Below are 19909 nucleotides of genomic sequence, written 5' to 3'. Positions count from 1 at the left end.
GCTATGAAAAAGATAACAAGCGCTTTTTGCCTTTTATTAATTACCACCATTACCTGTTTCGCCCAGCAAAAAGAGGCTGCAACATTCACCAATCCGCTGCTACCATCTGGTGCCGATCCCTGGGTTATATACAAAAACGGTTATTACTACTATACTAACACCACTGGCCGCAACCTCGTGATCTGGAAAACCAAACATATAGCCGACCTGGATAAGGCCGGGAAAAAAATAATATGGACACCGCCCACTGGTACAGCCTACTCCAAAGAGTTATGGGCTCCTGAACTGCATTTTTTGAAAGGCAAATGGTATATGTACTTTGCTGCCGATGATGGGGATAACAACCATCACCGTTTATACGTAATTGAAAACGCGTCTGCGGACCCGATGCTGGGTGAATGGATATTTAAAGGACAAGTAGGCGACAGTACCAACAAATGGGCTATTGATGGATCGGTTTTTGAAAACAAAGGACAGCTATACATGATATGGGCCGGCTGGGAAGGCGACGTGAACGGGCAGCAGAATATTTATATCGCCAAAATGAAAGACCCTGTTACCATAAGCAGCGAACGTGTTAAAATATCGAGCCCTGAATATCAATGGGAAAAATATGGCGACCTGCATGACGATAACAACCCGGCCCATGTAAATGTAAACGAGGGCCCCGAAATACTGGTGCATAACAACAAGCTATTCCTCATTTACTCGGCAAGCGGCTGCTGGACGGATTATTATGCCCTTGGGATGCTTGCTACAACCACTAACAGCAATTTGCTTGATCCCGCTTCATGGAAAAAATCGTCGGAGCCGGTGTTTAAACAATCGCCCGAAAATGAAGTTTATGCGCCTGGGCATAATTCATTTTTTAAATCGCCAAACGGCAGGGAGGATTGGATACTTTACCATGCCAACTCAAAACCGGGCCAGGGCTGCGGTAAGGACCGTTCGCCACGGGCACAAAAGTTCAGCTGGAATAAAGATGGTTCACCAAACTTTGGCATCCCTGTAAAGGCGGGTACTGCGCTGCCTGTTCCAGGCGAATAGCAGACCACAGCAAGTCATGCCGAATTTATTTCGGCATCCCACAGGACAGGTTGGTCATCATAAAGGTGAACTTACCTGTGAGATGCTGAAACAAGTTCAGCATGACCTGTCTTATAAAACTCAAACGGCCTGTCACCCTGAGCCTGTCGAAGGGTAGCGTGCAGAGGCCTTCGCCCACCAGTCTTCGGCAGGCTCAGACTGACAGGCCTATTGCGGTTGTGTTTCATAACAATATATACCCCGAATTTTATGACACTGAAACAATTATTTACAATAAATTAATACCTAAACTGCATTAATTATCCATTAAACATCAGGTACATGAAAATAGTTATTGTTGGCGCCAGTGGCACCATAGGTAAAAAAGTAACCGAAGCATTGCGCGGAGAAAATGAAATTATTACCGCTGGTTCCAAAAGCGGCGATGTGCAGGTTGATATTACTTCAAGCGAATCTATCGAAGCATTTTATAAACAAATTGGCAGTTTCGACTCGCTGGTTAGCGTTACCGGCAGTGCGCATTTCGGACCATTGAACACCATGACAGCCAAAGATTTTGACAGCGGCCTGCAAAACAAACTTTTAGGGCAGGTTAACCTGGTGCTGATCGGTCAGCATTATATTAATCCCAAAGGATCTTTTACCCTCACATCAGGTATTTTGGCCGATGACCCGATTGTACTTGGCGCCAACCTGAGCGCGGTAAATGCGGCCCTTAACGCCTTTGCCATGGCTGCCGCCATTGAACTGGAAAACGGCATACGTATTAACACCGTGAGCGCCGGTGTTGTTGAAGATTCGCCCGGCTATTTCCCTTATTTTCCCGGTCATATACCCATTGAAATGAGTAAAGTGGCAAATGCCTATTATAAAAGCGTGTTTGGCGCTTTAACCGGGCAAACTATCAAGGTTTGGTAATTTGTCTGAACCGGGATTAATGCGATTAAAGGATTTAACAGGATCTCTGTTCTTTCCCATAAAAGACTTAGTTTTTTCAATTCCCCTCTTGAGAGGGGGAGCGCAGGGCTGCGTTGTTGCAGGGGTGTGTTAACCGCGAGTAAAGAACACACCCCTCCACCCCTCTCGAGAGGGAAATCACACAAATCCTTACTCGTCACGCTCTGCCTCCCAGGTGCTGTTAACATCATCTCACCGAATGTGGGGATATGTGCCATTTCATTTTAGTTTTAACTTTAAAAAACATAAGTTTGATGCTTGTAAATCCTTTTAAATTTAATGAACCAGGTAATAGAACCGTCAACCGTTCCGGCATTTATCCGCAACGTTGTAGCCAATATCCACCCCGATAGCCAAACTTTTTTATTACATAAAGTAAAAGATACCTGGGTTGAGATAACTTTCAGGCAGGCTTTGGATAAAATAGATGCCATATCTGCGTGGTTCCTGCATATGGGCATCAGGAAAGGCGACCGACTTTCGCTACTTATTGAGAACGGTCCGGATTATGTTTATTATGATCAGGCCCTGCAGCAGATCGGCGCTGTAAATACCTCCATATACCCTACCCTTACCGAAACCGAAATAGAATACATTCTGAACGATTCGGGCGCTAAAATCATCATTGCAGGTAACCCTTTCCTGTTCCGCAAGGTGCTTAAGGTGGCCAATAACTGTGAGTCGCTGATCCGTATTATCCCGGCATTTGATGATTTTGAAAAATACAGTGATAAACTGACCCTAAATGCCGGTGTTATTGGTTTTGACCAGGTGATACAGGAAGGTTTAGACCTTATTGAGCAATACAAACATGCCATAAGTGCTGCCCGCGAGGCCATTTTATCATCAGATATTTCATGCCTTATTTATACATCGGGAACAACGGGTATACCTAAAGGGGTAATGCTTACACACCATAACCTTACCCAAAACGTAATTAACAGCCTCATCCAGATCCCCTTTATCGAAAAAACCGATCTGTTCCTATCATTCCTGCCGTTATCGCACGTGTTTGAACGCACAGCTACTTATCATATTTGTCTGTACAAAGGCTGTAAAATTGCCTTTGCCCAAAGCCTGGAGCTATTGGCCAAAAACATGGCCGAGGTTAAACCAACTGTGCTATGTTGTGTACCCCGCCTGCTGGAGCGCATACATGACAAGGCTATTAAAAATGGAACGTCAGCCGGAGGTGTAAAATCAAAGATATTTTTGTGGGCGCTGGAGATAGGCAAAAAATATCGCCTGGTTAAAGAAGCTGGTAAAACGCCGGGGGTAATTTTAAGCGGTCAGCAAAAAATTGCCGAAAAACTGGTATTTAGTAAAATTAAGGAAAAAACGGGTGGTCGCTTAAAGTTCATGGTATCGGGTGGTGGCGCCTTGCCCAAAAATATTGGGGAATTTTTTGGCGATCTGGGCATCGTGATCCTGGAAGGTTTTGGCCTTACCGAAACATCGCCCGTTATGGCCGTTACCGAGCATCACCGCGTAATATACGGCACAGTTGGTCGCATTATTCCGGGTATTGAGGTGGCTATTCAAAATGTAGATACGCAGCATATTTATACCGTACAAACCCATGATAGCTTTAAAGAGGATCTGCAATCGGAAGAAGGCGAGATCATTGTGCGCGGGCATTGCGTAATGAAGGGCTACTGGAACAAACCCGAGGAAACCGCTACGGTTATTGACCCTCAGGGCTGGTTTCATACCGGCGATATCGGCCGCTTTTACAGAGGAAACCTGCAAATAACCGACCGCCTTAAAAACATGCTGGTAAATGCCTATGGCAAAAACATATATCCCACCCCGGTAGAAAACACCTACCTAAAAAGCCCTAAGATAGAGCAGGTATTTTTAGTGGGCGATAAACGCGAATACATCACGGCTATTATTGTGCCCTCGCGCGAAACCATGCAGGAAGCCTTTGGCCTCAAGGATGATTTTTTTGAGCAGCCCAATGTGTTTGTTGAAGACAAGGAACTGGTTGACTGGATTGGCCAGGACCTGCGCAAACTCAGCAACGAGCTGGCCAAGTTTGAGCGTATTAAAGCATTCAAAGTAAAACGCAACCCCTTTAGCATGGACGATGGCGAAATTACCCCTACCATGAAAGCCAAGCGCAAGGTAATTGAAAAGAAATACGCCGCCGATATTGACGATATGTACCTGCAGGAAACAGAAGCGGATTAATGACCGTTGATTTTTTTTGATTGCATTGATTACGTTGATTTACGAGAATTTCGATTTTTAATTCCCTCCCTTGGGAGGGGTGCAGTTGGAAGCGCGGTGGCAGGGAGGGGTTTCTACACGCGATTGAAATACTTTTATAACGCATAAACCCCTACCTCCCCCTTCCTCAGGAAGGAACGTACCGCCCCCAGCTTTCTTTTTATTCTTCCCAACACCTGTCGACAGGAGCCGAGCGACAACTCTTCAAATCAAGACTATCCTAAAATCCTCTAATCAAGGTTCAGAAAAAATCAATTGGATCAATAATCTTTTTGCTAACTTTGTTAGCATGAAACGATCCGGAAGTGCCGATCTGCCTTTACATTATGGTTATGTGCCGCAATGGCTTGCCGAACGTATGGCAAAGCTGGGACTTGCCGTAGTGGAAAGCATCGTAATAGATTATGGCAAGGATGAGGTTCTTCGTCGCCTGAGCGATCCTTTCTGGTTTCAAAGCCTGGGTGCGGTAATGGGCATGGACTGGCATTCGTCGGGCATTACTACCTCGGTGATGGGCGCCCTTAAACGGGCCATCAATCCGCACAGCCGCGAACTCGGCATTTACATTTGCGGCGGCAAGGGCAAGTACTCCAAACAAACCCCAGCCGAGCTGTTTAGGATCAGTGAAACCACCGGTCTGGATGGCAATTACCTGGTAAAATGCAGCAAGCTAAGCGCCAAGGTTGATAACACCGCTATTCAAGATGGTTTCCAGCTATACACTCATAACTTTATCCTGAGCGATACCGGTAAATGGGCCGTAGTACAGCAAGGTATGAGCGATGCCAGCAAAACCGCACGGCGTTACCATTGGCATTCAGAACAACTCACCTCCTTTGTCGATGATCCGCATACGTTTATCTACGGGCAAAATCACGGCCTGATCCTGAACATGGCCGATAAGCAGGCGGATAGTTCAAGAAATGGCGTAATGCAGATAGCCGCTGAAAACCCTGAGCTCATGCTGCGGGAGATCAATAAACTGGTGATGCCCGATCATCATCATGTAACCGCTAAAGATGTGGACCTGAAACGGCTTGGCGCGGTACTGTGGCTGGCCCACGAAAAACAACCTGCCGATTTTGAAGAACTGTTGTTGCTGCAGGGATTAGGTCCGCGTACATTACAATCGCTGGCGCTGGTAAGTGAGGTGATTCATGGTACGCCATCAAGGTTTAAGGATCCGGCCCGGTTTTCATTTGCTCATGGTGGTAAGGATGGGCATCCCTTCCCGGTACCCATAAAAGTTTATGACGAAACCATCAGCATCCTGCAAAACGCGGTTTACAAATCAAAAATAGGACAATCCGAAAAAAATGAAGCCATTAAACGCTTATCGAAAATTGCAGAGAATGCCGAAAAAGATTTTACCCCAAATGCTAATTTTGACCAGGTAATAGCCCGGGAACGCGAAAATTCGTGGAAATATGGTGGCCGCACTGTTTTAGGCAAAGTTAAACCACCAGTGCAGCAGCAATTGAAACTATTTTAAAATTAAGCTGATAACTTTAGCCGAATCCAGGTGTGCTTTTAAAACCGGAAGTGTTTTTTTAGCAAAGTCTGCAACATTAATGTTTTTATTCAGGCTGGCCGCATTAAACAAAATGATCTGTTGTTCATACTCATTAATTACTTCCTGTATGTACGTTTTATCAAATATACCTGCACGTTTTTTTTCCAGATCGACTATTATTTGCTGATGTATAGCGTTAATGGAATCTTTGGGTGTTATAAAATTATCGGTCTGCAATTTTTTCAGATCAACGGCAAGCCGGGTATGCTCATCTATCATCAATTTCGCGAATTGGATAACCTGCAGATTCTTTGAATTGGATATAACCAGGCCCGAAGCCTTAACGCTGGTGAGGCTTGCCTCAGCTGCATGGGTAAAAAACAACAGTCCTTCATCGTCAATCAGGGGCTTATTGTAATTGTTTGCACGCTTGTTATCCTGGCATGACAGTACCAAAACCAGGGCGACCAAACCCAACAACACACCCGCTATCCGCTTCATTTTCAGTTTGTTTATGATCCTCTTCTCATGTAACAAAAATTAACCGTTCTGGTTTACTAAAGCATCATAAAATATCAGCTGATCGTACCAATTTAAGTTAGCTACATTTTTTTTCACTTTTTTATTGCGTAACCAAAAGGTTTCACATATATTTGTAACCAAATGGTTTCATATAATCATCAAAATCATGTACAGAGATGTTTTTAGGGCCATAGCCGACCCTACCCGACGCGAGATAATTAACCTGATTGCCCATCAAAGCATGAATTTAAATACCGTGGCCGATAATTTTGACATGAGCCGACCGGCGGTATCAAAACATATAAAAATACTAACCGAGTGCGGTCTGCTGGTTATAAAACAACAAGGCCGTGAAAGATTTTGCCATGCCGACTTGCACCAGCTAAAAGAAGTAACCGATTGGGCCGAACAGTACCGCAGATTCTGGACCCAAAAGCTGGATGCCCTGGGCGATTTCCTTAATAAAGAGCAAGAATCAACCAATAATGTTAAACATAAAAATAAGAAGTTATGAGCGCACAACCTTTTGTAATTGAACGAGTTTACAACGCCCCTGCTGATGCAGTTTGGCAAGCCATTACCGATCATGCCAAAATGAAGGAATGGTATTTTGACATTCCGGATTTTAAACCGGTAGTTGGATTTGAATTTACCTTTACCGGCGGAAGCAAGGAACAAACATACACCCACCTGTGCCGGGTAACCGAAGTTGTAGAAGGGCGCAAATTATCCCATACCTGGAGATACGATGGATACGAGGGTAATTCGGAGGTAACGTGGGAGCTTTTTCCAGAGGGCGACCAAACCAAAGTTATACTTACACATACTGGCCTGGAAACCTTCCCACCTCTAAAAGACTTTGCAAGAGAAAGCTTTACAAAGGGCTGGACAGAGATTGTTGGCCGTATGTTAAAAGAGTATGTAGAAAAGGCATAAAAAGTATATCTAATGTTTATTGATTACAACCAGCAGAATTTGGCTAAAGCCATATTTCTGCTGGCTCTTTATCCGTTGGCTGAAGCCAACGGCAATGAATTAAACAGTTCATTGCCGTCCCTTTTAAGGGACGGATAACTATATAAGTCAGGAATTGGGCTTTAGCCGCCATAGTCTATTTGCAATAACTTGATTTGTAGTATTTTAACAACATCAATCCATATATCCAAGTCCTTATCATTATATTCGGGTTGTAATTATGCTAAACAACCTTACAGATCATATCAAAAAATTCGTGGAGCTTAATGAGGCCGATATAGCGATCATTAATGCGGCTGTGGTAGTGAAACAGGTTAAAAAAAAGACTTACCTGCTGGAGCCTGACCATATTTGCAAAGACGTGTATTTTGTGAGCAAAGGCTGTTTGCGCTCTTATTTCATCAACAAAAAGTTAAATGAACAAATAACCCAGTTTGCTATTGAAAACTGGTGGATGAGTGACTATTACAGCCTGGAAAGCGACAAGCCCTCAAACTGTTATATACAGGCTGTTGAAAACTCAGAGATCATCAGCATCAATAAAAACAAACTTGAAGAACTTTTTGAAAAAACGCCCCGGCTTGAGCGCTATTTCAGGATAGTACAACAAAGGGCTTTTACCGCCGCGCAAAAACGCATTGAATACATTTACAGCTTTAGCGACGAAGAACGCTACAGAAACTTTAGGGATCGCTTCCCTGATTTTATACAGCGCATACCACAATACATGCTGGCATCGTACCTTGGTTTTACTCCGCAGTTTATGAGTAAGATCAGGGCAAAAAAAATTTAGTCTTGTATAAATTTCTTAATCTTGATTCATTTTTCGAGGCCTGTTTTGCCCCCACCTTTGGGTATCATAAAACAATAAGAAAATGAAAGCAAGAATCATCATCCCCAAAGTAGAACCAGAAGGATACAAAGCAATGTTAGGTTTGGACCATTACCTTAATAATTCCAGCTTAACAAAAACACATAAAGAGCTAATAAAAATACGCGCGTCGCAAATAAATGGATGTGCTTACTGTATTGACCTGCACACCAAAGATGCCCGCAAAGCCGGCGAAACCGAGCAACGTATTTATGCGTTGAATGCATGGCGCGAAACCCCTTTCTTCACTGAAGAAGAAAGAGCAATACTGGCCTTAACTGAAGAAGTCACCCTGATACAAAACCATGTATCTGACCAAACCTATGAAGAAGCTGCAAGGCTTTTTGACGAACACTACCTGGCACAGGTAATTATGGCCGCCATAGCTATTAATGCCTGGAACAGGATAGGCATTGCTACAGGCTTGCAGCCAAGCTTGTAAGCCTATCTATTTGTCATCCTGAACTTGTTTCAGGATCCCTCAGGACAGACAACCTGATAAGCTTTAACTTAGCCAGTGGGATGCCGAAATAAATTCGGCATGACTTAATATCTATAATCTGAGCATAACAAAAAAAGCCGGGTCTTTTTCAAGAACCCGGCTTTTGGATTTGGATTTATAATTTAAATTTAGAACACTTGCTCAAACTGGTCAACAGAATCCTTGCTTTCCAGCACGGTATGACCCATTAAAAACTCATCAACCTTACGGGCTGTTTCGCGGCCTTCAGATATAGCCCATACCACCAGCGATTGTCCGCGGCGCATATCACCGGCGGTGAATACTTTGCTTACGTTGGTACGGTATACGCCTTCTTTGGCCTTAACATTTTTACGTTCATCAAGTTCAACGCCTAATTGATGTATCATGCCAACATGCTGAGGATGCACAAAACCCATGGCCAGGAATACACGCTGGCAAGGTATTTCACGCTCAGAGCCTTCCACTATATTTAGTTTAATCGGGCGGCCCATTACATCCTGCTCCCAGGTTACATCAACAACTTTTAAAGCACGCAGATTGCCGTTCTCATCGCCCAAAAATTCTTTGGTATCAATACCCCAAAAACGGTCAACACCTTCTTCATGCGAGCTGGTTGTTTTCAGTATCATGGGGTAAGTAGGCCATGGCATATGCTTTGTACGCTGTTCAGGCGGTTGATACATCACCTCAAACTGTTTAATTGATTTTGCGCCCTGGCGGTTTGATGTACCCACACAGTCTGATCCGGTATCGCCACCACCAATTACCACTACATCTTTACCGGTTGCCAGTATATCATCACCATCAACAGTAATATCGCTTACCCGTTTGTTTTGCTGTTTTAAAAAGTCCATCGCAAAATGGATACCTTTTAACTCGCGGCCCGGAATATTCAGGTTACGTGGTATGGTTGAACCACCCGCCAGTACAACGGCGTCATTATTACGTACAAGCTCATCTGCCGCTACGTTTTTGCCAACTTCGCTGTTCAGTTTAAATACAACGCCATCTTTTTCCATTACTTCAATACGGCGTTCAACAACCCATTTTTCCAGCTTAAAATCAGGGATACCATAGCGCAGTAAACCACCGGGTTTATCATCGCGCTCGTAAACGGTAACCGCGTGACCTGCTTTGATCAATTGAGCGGCAGCAGCCAGCCCAGCCGGACCCGAACCTACTACAGCTACCTTTTTGCCGGTTTTAACCAATGGCGCTGTAGGTTTAACCAGATTTTTCTGGAAAGCTATTTCAATAATATGTTTCTCAATTTCCTCAATAGCAACAGCCGGTTTGTTAATACCTAACACACATGCCGATTCGCAAGGTGCAGGGCATATACGACCTGTAAACTCAGGGAAATTATTGGTTGACGATAAAATATGGTAAGCCTCTTCCCAATTTTTACGATACACCGCATCGTTAAATTCCGGAATGATATTTCCCAGCGGGCATCCCGAATGGCAAAAAGGGATACCGCAATTCATACACCTGGCCGATTGCTGGTTAAGCTTCTCGTCGGTATATAAATTAACAAACTCTTTATAGTTCTTTACGCGTTCAGCAGCGGGTACTTTAGTAGGAAGTTCCCTGTTAAACTCCTGAAATCCTGTTGGTTTTCCCATGAAATTTAGCCTATTGTTTGATATTGTAATTTCTCTAATACTTTTTTATACTCTTTTGGATACACCTTAACAAACTGGGTTGATACTTCATTCCAATTGTTAAGCAGTTGCTGTGCAAGCTTACTGCCTGTAAGGCTGATGTGCTTACGCAGTAATGCCAGGATCTGCTCGTTGTCTGTTGCTGATAACGGATCAAGGTCAACCATTTCGGTGTTGCAGTTTTCGGCAAAGGTGCCGTCGGGGTTATATACCCAGGCTAAACCGCCGCTCATGCCGGCTGCAAAGTTTCTGCCTGTTTTACCCAGGATTAATGCACGGCCGCCGGTCATATACTCACAACCATGATCGCCTATACCTTCAACAACAGTAGTAGCGCCTGAGTTACGCACCGCAAAACGCTCACCGGCCATACCGCCAATAAATACTTCACCCGCTGTAGCTCCGTACAAAGCAACGTTACCAATAATGATATTATCTTCAGGAACAAAGGTTGCATTGGCTGCCGGATAGATTGCCAGCTGCGCGCCTGATAAGCCTTTACCTACATAGTCATTGGCTTCGCCTTCCAGCTCAAACGATAAACCTTTGGTAGCAAACGCGCCAAAGCTTTGTCCGGCCGAGCCTTTGAATTTATAGTTGATGGTATTGTCAGGTAATCCTGCTGATCCATATTTTTTGGAGATCTCGTTTGATAACAGCGTACCTATGGTACGGTTAACGTTGATCACATCAAAAGTTGCAAACACCGGTGTTTTATCTTCAATAGCGGTTTTAGCGGTTTCTAACAACTGCCAATCCAGTATCTCGTCCATACCATGATCCTGTTTTTCGCTGTTGTACAGGGTCATGCCTTTGGTATTGGTAACCGGGTGTAATATGCCCGAAAGATCGATCTTTTTAGCTTTCCAGCTATCCAGGTGATCCTTCACTTTCAGGAACTGAACACGGCCAACCATTTCGTTAATGGTACGGAAACCAAGCTCGGCCATGATCTCACGAAGTTCTTCGGCCATAAAGCGGAACAGGTTAACCACATGCTCAGGTTTGCCCGAAAATAGTTTCCTCAATTCAGGATCCTGCGTGGCAACACCTACAGGGCAGGTATTTAAGTGACACTTACGCATCATGATACAACCACCGGCAACAAGGGCCGCGGTAGCAACACCCCATTCCTCGGCACCCATCAGGGCGGCAATGGCCAAGTCCCTGCCGGTTTTTAACTGACCGTCTGTTTGTAATACCACACGGCTACGCAGTTTGTTGCGTACCAGTGTTTGGTGAGCCTCGGTTAAACCAAGCTCCCATGGTAAACCCGCGTGTTTTACTGAACTTATTGGCGATGCACCAGTACCACCATCGTAACCCGCGATCAGGATCACATCGGCGTGTGCCTTGGCAACACCTGCGGCTATGGTACCAACACCGGCTTTTGAAACCAGTTTTACGTTGATACGTGCGGCACGGTTAGCATTTTTAAGATCAAATATTAATTGCGCCAGATCCTCGATTGAATAAATATCGTGGTGTGGCGGCGGAGATATTAAACCAACTCCTGGTGTAGAGTGACGTGTACGTGCGATCCAGTCATCAACTTTATGACCCGGAAGCTGTCCACCCTCGCCCGGTTTTGCGCCCTGCGCCATTTTTATCTGCAGCTCATCGGCATTGGTAAGGTAGTTTGAAGTTACCCCAAAACGTGCCGAAGCTATTTGTTTAATGGCTGAACGCATAGAATCGCCATTTGGCAGCTTTTCATAACGCATTTCATCTTCACCACCCTCGCCGGTATTGCTTTTGCCACCTATGCGGTTCATGGCAATTGCCATGGTGCTATGCGCCTCGTGTGAGATAGATCCGAATGACATGGCGCCCGTTGCAAAGCGTTTCATGATATTTTCGGCCGGTTCAACCTCATCAAGGGCAATAGCCTCGCGGTGATGTGCAAAGTCAAGCAAACCACGTATGGTGAAATGCTTTTCGGTTTGCTCGTTAATTACTTTAGCATAGTTTTTATATACCTCGTAATCATTGGTACGGGTTGCATGTTGTAATAAGTGTACGGTAGTAGGGTTAAACAAGTGCACCTCGCCCCTGCGTTTCCACTGGTAAATACCACCTTCGGGCAGTAAATTATCCGCGGCTTTAGCGCCAAAACCTATGCGGTGTTTGCAAAGGGCTTCGCGGGCAATTTCATCCAAACCTAAACCGCCTATGCGGGTAACAGCTCCGGAGAAATAACGGTCGACTACTGATTTGTTTAAACCTAGTATTTCAAATACCTGCGATCCGTGGTATGACTGTAATGTAGAGATACCCATTTTTGAGAATATCTTCAGCAAACCATCGTTTACAGATTTTACATAGTTTTTATGAAGCGTCTTGATATCCAGACTGGTTTCCAGGCTGCCATTGTTTTTAACCGTTTCAATGGTTGACAGGGCCAGGTATGGATTAATAGCGGTAGCGCCAAATGCCAGTAAACAGGCAAAGTGGTGAACTTCCCATGCATCGCCGGTTTCAACAACCAGACCTACAGCGCCACGGCGACCTTTTTTTATCAGGTGGTGATGTACTGCTGATACAGCAAGTAATGTTGGAATAGGCGCGTGTTCAGAATCAACAGCACGATCTGAAAGGATCAATACCTCAAAACCATCGTCAACAGCGTCCTCGGCATAGCGGCAAAGCCTTGCAATGCCTTTTTCTAATGAACCCGGCTGTCCGTCGGCATTAAAATAGGTTTGCAGTGTTTTGGCATGGAAAAGGCCGGTATCAATGCTTCTCAGTTTTTCCAACTGATGGTTTTTTAATATCGGGTGTTTTAATACCACGCAATGGCAATGCATTTTATCTTCATCAAGCAAATTGCCATTGTTACCTATAAACGTAGCCAAACTCATTACCAAACGCTCACGGATAGGATCAATAGGCGGATTGGTAACCTGTGCGAAAAACTGTTTAAAGTAGCTGGACAAATGCTGCGGCTTATCAGATAATATAGCCAGCGGCACATCAGTACCCATTGAGCCCACAGGCTCTTTACCATCAACCGCCATTGGCTTAATAATGGTATCAATATCCTCGCGGCTGTAGCCAAATACCTGTTGGTAACGGAATACAGATGCTTCTGAAAGGCTGGCAAAAGCCAAACGCGGTTCAGACAGTTCGCTCAGGTTTATTTTATAATTCTCTAACCAACGGCCATAAGGCTGTTGTGAGGTGATCTGTTGTTTTATCTCATCATCGGTAATGATCCTGGCTTGCTCGGTATCAATCAGCAGCATTTTACCGGGTTGTAAACGGCCCTTACGTAGCACGGTGCTCTCGTCAATGGTCAATGTACCGGCTTCTGACGCGGCAATTACACGGCCATCGTTGGTGATCACATAACGCAACGGGCGTAGTCCGTTACGGTCAAGCAGGGCGCCTACCAGTTTACCATCGGTAAAGGTAATAGCAGCCGGGCCGTCCCATGGCTCCATTAAAGTGGCATGATACTCGTAAAATGCTTTTTTAACCGGGTCCATCTGTTCGTTGCCATCCCACGCTTCAGGTATCAGCATCATCATTACGTGTGGTAACGAACGGCCGGTGTGCAGCAGCATTTCGATGATATTATCCAAACAGGCTGAATCAGATTGGTTGTTATCAATCACCGGCAACAGCATCTCCATTTCTTCGGCAGTAAAATACGAAGAAACATAAGATTTTAAGCCCGAATAGAACCAGTTAAGGTTACCTGTAAGCGTATTGATCTCGCCATTATGAGCGATCAAACGGAAAGGCTGGGCCAGTTTCCATGATGGGAAAGTATTGGTTGAGAAACGCGAGTGGATCATGGCAAAGCCCGATGCAATACGCGGATCAGAAAGATCTGAATAGTATTTACGCAGTTGATAGGTGGTTACCTGTCCTTTATAAATAATGGTTTTACATGATAGCGAGGTAAAATAAAAGTGCTCAGCCGCTGCCGGTATGGTTTCGGTGATGGTTTTATTAATATACCTTCTTAATACAAACAGCTTGCGCTCAAAATCATCAGCATTGGTAATGTTTTGGGGCCTTGCTATAAATATTTGTTCAACATCAGGTTCGGCCTGGCGGGCGGTTTCGCCAACAACCATTGAATCTACGGTTAATTTGCGGTAACCTAACTTATGCAAACCCAACTTTTCAATAGCATTGGTAATAACAATACGGCAAGCTTTTTTCTGTGCCGAATCTTTTGGAAAAAATATCATCCCAACACCATACTCACCAGGCTCAGGCAGGCTGATCTCCAGGTTTGAGCATTCTTCCATCAAAAACTCATGAGGTAGTTGTATCAATATACCAGCGCCATCGCCGGTTTCAGGGTCGCATCCGCAGGCACCGCGATGTTCCATATTTTCAAGCATGGTAAGCGCGTCATCAATAATCTGGTTACTTTTATGACCATTAATATTGGTTATAAAACCAGTTCCGCAGGAGTCGTGTTCAAATTCTGGCCTATAAAGGCCCTGGTGGCTCTCAGTTTGATTCATCGTAAATTAAACCGTTTTATAAAAAGGGTGTAACTACGAAGTTACTAAATACTACATAAATTATAAAATCATCGGTTATTTTTGAAGATTTCTAAAAAATCAATTATTTTAATCATATTTATTTAACAATTTAACAACAGAAATAAACAATTATTATGATTAACTAAATGAAAAGCGGCATTTACTTATTTAGAATCGATATAAAGTTGCACAAACAATGCAATAATCATTTATACAATCGGTAATTGTTGCTATAACAGAATTTAATTTTGTACTGTTTACCCTATATATACAGTAGAATATAACATTCTTAAGCACGGTTTGGTTAATTCAAAAATAAAGCAACATTTAAGGTAAGTTTAAGAATTGTTAACTTCGCCAAAAATTTTAAACAGATGCCTGCAAAAAACAAAGCCGTTTTTTTAGATCGTGATGGAGTACTTAACCAGGAAATGGGCGATTATGTGCGCCGTATTGAGGATTTTCATGTACTGGACAATTTTGAAGCCCTGAAAACCCTGCAGGATAAAGGCTATATGCTGTTGGTTGCCACCAACCAGGGTGGCCTGGCCAAAGGCTGGTACACCGAAGATGAGCTTGCAAAAATGCACAGCCACCTGAAACAGGTTTATAAAGAGCATGGCGTAGATATAGTTGACTTTTTTTATTGCCCGCATCACCCGCTGTTTACCGGCGATTGTGACTGCCGCAAACCTAAACCGGGCCTTTTATTACAGGGTATAGCCAAATACAACATCGATCCGTCAAAGTCCTACTTTATTGGCGATCGTGAACGCGATGTTGAAGCTGGTACCGCGGCAGGCGTTAAAGGCATATTAATAGATAGCGACCAGCCTATAAGTACCGTGCTTGATTTGATAAAATAAGAGCCTCACCCAACCCTCTCCTTCAGGAGAGGGCTTTATAAGCATTATTAAGTAAAAGTCTCACCCTTTAGGGGGAGATTTAGAGGGGGCTTAAAATTTTTTAAAACATTTTACGCCCGTACAACTTTTACCACTATTACAAAGTAAAACCACATGCAACTAAGCCGCTACTTAAAAAACTACGATACTTTCATCGCTGCGTTAATTGGGTTTGTTGCTGTACAGATATTTTGTAGCTACAGTGGCATAGGGATCTCGCCCGATTCTATTATGTACACCAGCGCTGCCCGCAGTTTAAACACAACCGGCACACTCCACACATTTAACCATATCCCCATTGTTGATTTCCCGGTGTTCTATCCTATTTTCCTGGGGACAATTATGTTTATTACCCGTACTGATCCTGTAATTTATGGTGCTATATTAAACAGTTTCATGTTTGCCGCCTTAATATACACCAGCGGATGGATCATGCACCGGTTTGTACCGGCATCGCGCGTATATAAATGGCTGATACTGGTGGCCATTATATTGAGTCCGGCTTTGTTGCAGGCATACTCCTATTTATGGTCCGAAACTTTGTTTATCCTCGAAACCTTATTTTTCCTGGTCGCTTTCAGGGAGTATCTTTTAAAACATACGGTTAAAACGCTCATCATAGCTGCGGCCATAGCGGCTATTGCCTGTGTAACCAGGTATGCCGCGGTTACTATTGTTGGTACCGGGGGCTTGCTGTTACTGCTCGACAGGGTTTTACCGCTTAAAAAGAAAATCGTACATATTATTATATACGGCTTTGTTTGTATTTCGCTGCTGGTAAGCAATTTGGTGTTTAATGCTTTCATGTCGGGTACAACAACGGGGCCACGGGAGCCGTCCATTACTTCATTTGGCAAAAACCTGTACTATTTTGGCACCGTAATGTGCGATTGGATGGGCTTAACTCCTAACCAGTATTTCCTGGCCACGCCGCTTGCTGTTATCATATTGGTTGGCTTTATCGCAGCACTGGCCTATAACTACTATCGCCGCAGGTTAACCAGTTATGAGAACCTGGCTATCACCTTTGCATTGGTGTATGGTTTATTCATTATTTTATCTTCTACATTTTCGCGTTACGAGCGCATTAATCACCGTTTATTAGCACCTATATATATACCGGCCCTTTGGGGTTATACCAGCTGGGGATTACTTTTATTAAAAAAGATAACCAATATAACTACACGCAGAATTGTTGCCACCGTGTTTATTGCGATGATGCTGGGCTTTGTAACCAAAGAGTTCCTGATTGACAGGAACCGCTATATCGACCAGATAGAAGACGATTATGGCAATCCCGGTTATACAGACGATAGCTGGCTCGAATCGCCATTTGCGGCATACCTTAAACATATAGATAAAAGCATGTTTAAGCCAAAGGTTACTATTTATACCGATGCACATGAGGCTGTTTACTTTTTCTCGGGCATGTCTTCATACCTGGTGCCACATAAATTTTTCAAAAAAGACATAGCTAAGTTTTATCAGAAAAAACAGTTTTACCTCATCTGGTTCAAAAACCTCGAAAACCCTGAGCTGATTAATATTAAGGACATTGAAAAAGTGAAAAAACTAAAAATGATCAAAGATTTTGGTGATGAAGGCGCCATTTATGAATATGACAGTCTGAATCAGAATTAAAGAATTTTAGAATTTACAGAATATGAATTTCTAATAATTCAATTTAAAGCACAAATTGCCGGACATAATTCTGAAAATCCTAAAATTCTAAAAATTCTGATTCAGAAACTTTGATTTAAAAAACATCTGTATATATTTGCGCCTGCTTATCTATAGTTTTACTATACAAAAAAAATGAACGGTACCGCACTACATCATCTTCATCTGCACCATCACCACCATGTGGTGATTAGATAATGTATGTTTCTACGCGAAATAACAAACTCCGTTTATACTCTTTTTTATTGTAGTTCCTTAAATTCAATCTTTTGAAAACACTTAAAATAGCGATCCAGAAATCGGGTCGACTCAACGAAAAATCCGTTGAATTATTAAAAAATTGCGGCTTAAACTTCGAAAATTACAAGAGCTCGCTCATCTCTCCTGTATCAAACTTCCCTTTAGAGATCCTTTTTCTTCGCGATGATGATATCCCCGAATACGTTCAGGACGGCATTGCCGATCTGGGTATTGTTGGCGAAAACGTGATACAGGAAACCGAGGTGGAGGTAAGCTACCTGCAACGTTTAGGCTTTGGTAAATGCTCTTTAAAAATAGCGGTACCCAACAATAACGTTATTCAAAACCTTACGGATCTTAACGGAAAAGCCATTGCGACTACCTACCCGGTTATATTGGGTAAGTTTTTGAAGCAACAAAACATAGTGGCCGATATCCGTACCATTTCGGGTTCTGTCGAAATTTCGCCGGGCCTGGGTTTAAGTGATGCCATTTGCGATTTGGTTTCAACCGGTGGTACATTAAAAAGCAACGGTTTAAAACCATTTGCCGATGTGATGTCGTCAGAAGCGGTACTGATTGGCAGCAAGAATTCTGAAAACAACCACCTGGTACAAGAACTGATACAACGCATCCAATCTGTTTTACGCGCCAAAGAGACTAAGTATGTGGTACTTAACGTTCATAAAGATAACCTCGACACAGTAATCGCTTTATTGCCCGGAGTAAAAAGCCCGTCGGTAGTAGGATTAGCCGAGGCCGACTGGGTTGCTGTACACACCGTTATCCCCGAACGTGATTTCTGGGACAGGATAAGCCAGCTAAAACAAGCCGGCGCACAAGGCATTGTAGTAATGCCAATTGAAAAGATAATATTATAGGGCAGCCAGCCCCACCCAACCCTCCCCGGAAGGGAGGGCTTTAATTGATTAAGGGGCTTAACTAAACATAAAATCAAAAAGTCTCCCCTACTGGGGGAGATTTAGAGGGGGCTTATATGCGACTATACAACTATTCAGATTTAAGTACAGCCGATATTCAACAGCTGGTTCAGCGGAATGTTGACCCGGCCAATGAGATCCGTACTATTGTTGAGGATGTGATAAACCACGTTCAGCAACATGGCGACCGCGCTTTGTATGATTATGCCAACAAGTTTGATAAGGTTCAGTTAAGCAACCTGTATCTGGACAAGACCGATCTGGAAGAACTTGCTGAAACCGTATCGGCCGAACAAAAGGCGGCGCTTGAAACGGCGTACAACAATATCTATAAATTTCACAGAGCCCAGTTAAAAGCCGAGGACAAGATAGAGACCATGCCTGGCGTTACCTGCTGGCGCGAGTTGCGACCAATTGAAAAGGTTGGTTTATATATTCCCGGCGGCACAGCCGTTTTACCAAGTACTTTTTTAATGCTGGGTATACCGGCCCGCATAGCAGGTTGTCATGAAATTGTGGTTTGTTCGCCCCCGCAAAAAAACGGTAAGGTTAACGCCTTTATAGCTTATGTAGCATTATTACTGGGTATCGATAAAATATACCTCGTGGGTGGCTCACAAGCCATAGCGGCAATGGCTTACGGTACCGAGAGCATTACGAAGGTTGATAAGATCTTTGGCCCCGGCAACCAGTTTGTGACCAAGGCTAAAACCATTATACAATCAACCACTACAACGGCTATTGATATGCCCGCCGGTCCGTCAGAAGTTTTGGTGATTGCCGATGAAACCGCTACTCCGGCCTTTATCGCTGCCGATCTGCTGGCACAAGCCGAGCATGGCATTGATAGTCAGTCAATATTGGTTTGCACATCAGCAAAAATAGCCAATGAGGCAATAGCCGAAGTTGAAAGACAGTTACCAACCCTGCCCCGTGCCGAAATAGCCAGACTGGCTATGGACAACTCTTATGTAGTGATTACATCGGGGCTTCATGAGGCAATGGATTTTAGCAATCACTACGCGCCAGAACATTTGATCCTGGCTACCGAAAACTGGCAGCAGATCACTGGGAGCATTATCAATGCAGGTTCGGTTTTCCTGGGTAATTTAACCCCCGAAGCCGCAGGTGATTATGCATCGGGTACCAACCATACCCTGCCAACCAGCAGTTATGCCAGGGCTTATTCGGGTGTATCGGTCGATTCGTTTGTTAAAAAGATCACCTTCCAGCATATCACCCGCGAGGGCATCCAAAATATTGGCCCGAGTGTTGAAATACTGGCTGAAATGGAAGGTTTGCACGCGCACAGGAATGCGGTATCAATAAGAATAAGCCCCCCAACCCCCTAAAGGGGGAGTTAATTATCCTAA

At 43.8% G+C, this 19909-nt stretch carries 16 protein-coding genes; 13 read left to right on the top strand and 3 right to left on the bottom strand.

The window, feature by feature from the left end:
* Positions 1-3 precede the first annotated feature (3 nt).
* The 4 genes from M2273_RS11885 (at position 4) to M2273_RS11870 (ending at position 5728) form a co-directional block, all read left to right on the top strand.
* Positions 4-1047, top strand: coding sequence for a glycoside hydrolase family 43 protein (locus tag M2273_RS11885; protein ID WP_429396996.1), 1044 nt, complete (start codon positions 4-6; stop codon positions 1045-1047).
* Positions 1048-1368: 321 nt separating this feature from the next.
* The gene (locus tag M2273_RS11880; RefSeq protein WP_429396994.1) at positions 1369-1965 is read left to right on the top strand and encodes a short chain dehydrogenase; all 597 of its coding nucleotides are present in this window, start codon (positions 1369-1371) and stop codon (positions 1963-1965) included.
* 318 nt (positions 1966-2283) lie between these two features.
* Complete coding sequence (locus M2273_RS11875; protein ID WP_429396992.1) at positions 2284-4197, top strand: AMP-dependent synthetase/ligase; 1914 nt, start codon at positions 2284-2286, stop codon at positions 4195-4197.
* 328 nt (positions 4198-4525) lie between these two features.
* Positions 4526-5728, top strand: coding sequence for a DUF763 domain-containing protein (locus tag M2273_RS11870; RefSeq protein WP_429396990.1), 1203 nt, complete (start codon positions 4526-4528; stop codon positions 5726-5728).
* Here the strand turns inward: M2273_RS11870 and M2273_RS11865 are convergent.
* Positions 5720-6250 carry a DUF4142 domain-containing protein gene (locus M2273_RS11865; protein ID WP_429396988.1) on the bottom strand — a complete coding sequence of 177 codons (531 nt, stop codon included), beginning with the start codon at positions 6248-6250 and terminating at the stop codon, positions 5720-5722. The two genes, M2273_RS11870 and M2273_RS11865, sit on opposite strands and share 9 nt — an antisense overlap.
* 187 nt (positions 6251-6437) lie before the next feature.
* Between M2273_RS11865 and M2273_RS11860 the strand changes: the two genes are divergently transcribed.
* From M2273_RS11860 to M2273_RS11840, 5 genes are all read left to right on the top strand, one after another.
* The gene (locus M2273_RS11860) at positions 6438-6785 is read left to right on the top strand and encodes an ArsR/SmtB family transcription factor (RefSeq protein WP_429396986.1); all 348 of its coding nucleotides are present in this window, start codon (positions 6438-6440) and stop codon (positions 6783-6785) included.
* Positions 6782-7207: an SRPBCC family protein gene (locus M2273_RS11855; protein ID WP_429396984.1), complete on the top strand. Its 426-nt coding sequence runs from the start codon at positions 6782-6784 to the stop codon at positions 7205-7207. The genes M2273_RS11860 and M2273_RS11855 overlap by 4 nt, the downstream gene beginning before the upstream one ends.
* Before the next feature lie 12 nt (positions 7208-7219).
* Positions 7220-7345, top strand: a complete 126-nt coding sequence (locus M2273_RS11850; protein WP_429396983.1) for a hypothetical protein — start codon at positions 7220-7222, stop codon at positions 7343-7345.
* Between the two features lie 121 nt (positions 7346-7466).
* On the top strand, positions 7467-8039 hold the full coding sequence (locus M2273_RS11845; protein ID WP_429396981.1) for a Crp/Fnr family transcriptional regulator: 573 nt from the start codon (positions 7467-7469) through the stop codon (positions 8037-8039).
* A gap of 82 nt (positions 8040-8121) precedes the next feature.
* Positions 8122-8559 (top strand): carboxymuconolactone decarboxylase family protein, encoded by a 438-nt coding sequence (locus tag M2273_RS11840; protein WP_429396979.1) that lies wholly within the window; start codon positions 8122-8124, stop codon positions 8557-8559.
* 188 nt (positions 8560-8747) lie between these two features.
* On the opposite strand, the gene M2273_RS11835 is transcribed toward M2273_RS11840, so the two are convergent.
* Both M2273_RS11835 and gltB read right to left on the bottom strand, forming a co-directional pair.
* On the bottom strand, positions 8748-10226 hold the full coding sequence (locus M2273_RS11835) for a glutamate synthase subunit beta (protein WP_429396978.1): 1479 nt from the start codon (positions 10224-10226) through the stop codon (positions 8748-8750).
* Positions 10227-10231: 5 nt separating this feature from the next.
* Positions 10232-14749: a glutamate synthase large subunit gene (gene gltB / locus M2273_RS11830; RefSeq protein WP_429396976.1), complete on the bottom strand. Its 4518-nt coding sequence runs from the start codon at positions 14747-14749 to the stop codon at positions 10232-10234.
* A gap of 395 nt (positions 14750-15144) precedes the next feature.
* On the opposite strand from gltB, the gene M2273_RS11825 reads away from it, so the two are divergent.
* The 4 genes from M2273_RS11825 to hisD all read left to right on the top strand — a co-directional run bounded on the left by M2273_RS11825 (position 15145) and on the right by hisD (position 19888).
* Entirely contained in the window at positions 15145-15636 is a 492-nt protein-coding gene (locus M2273_RS11825) for a D-glycero-alpha-D-manno-heptose-1,7-bisphosphate 7-phosphatase (protein ID WP_429396974.1), read from the top strand.
* 153 nt (positions 15637-15789) lie between these two features.
* Complete coding sequence (locus M2273_RS11820; RefSeq protein WP_429396972.1) at positions 15790-17316, top strand: hypothetical protein; 1527 nt, start codon at positions 15790-15792, stop codon at positions 17314-17316.
* A gap of 308 nt (positions 17317-17624) precedes the next feature.
* On the top strand, positions 17625-18476 hold the full coding sequence (hisG, locus tag M2273_RS11815; protein WP_429396970.1) for an ATP phosphoribosyltransferase: 852 nt from the start codon (positions 17625-17627) through the stop codon (positions 18474-18476).
* 116 nt (positions 18477-18592) lie between these two features.
* Positions 18593-19888, top strand: coding sequence for a histidinol dehydrogenase (hisD, locus tag M2273_RS11810; RefSeq protein WP_429396968.1), 1296 nt, complete (start codon positions 18593-18595; stop codon positions 19886-19888).
* Positions 19889-19909 lie beyond the last annotated feature (21 nt).

The organism is Mucilaginibacter lappiensis, from assembly GCF_050433765.1.
In the GTDB taxonomy this organism is placed as follows: Bacteria; Bacteroidota; Bacteroidia; order Sphingobacteriales; family Sphingobacteriaceae; genus Mucilaginibacter; species Mucilaginibacter lappiensis_A.
The sequence above is the reverse complement of the archived record's forward strand: the minus strand, read 5'-3'. Positions and strand labels throughout refer to the sequence as shown.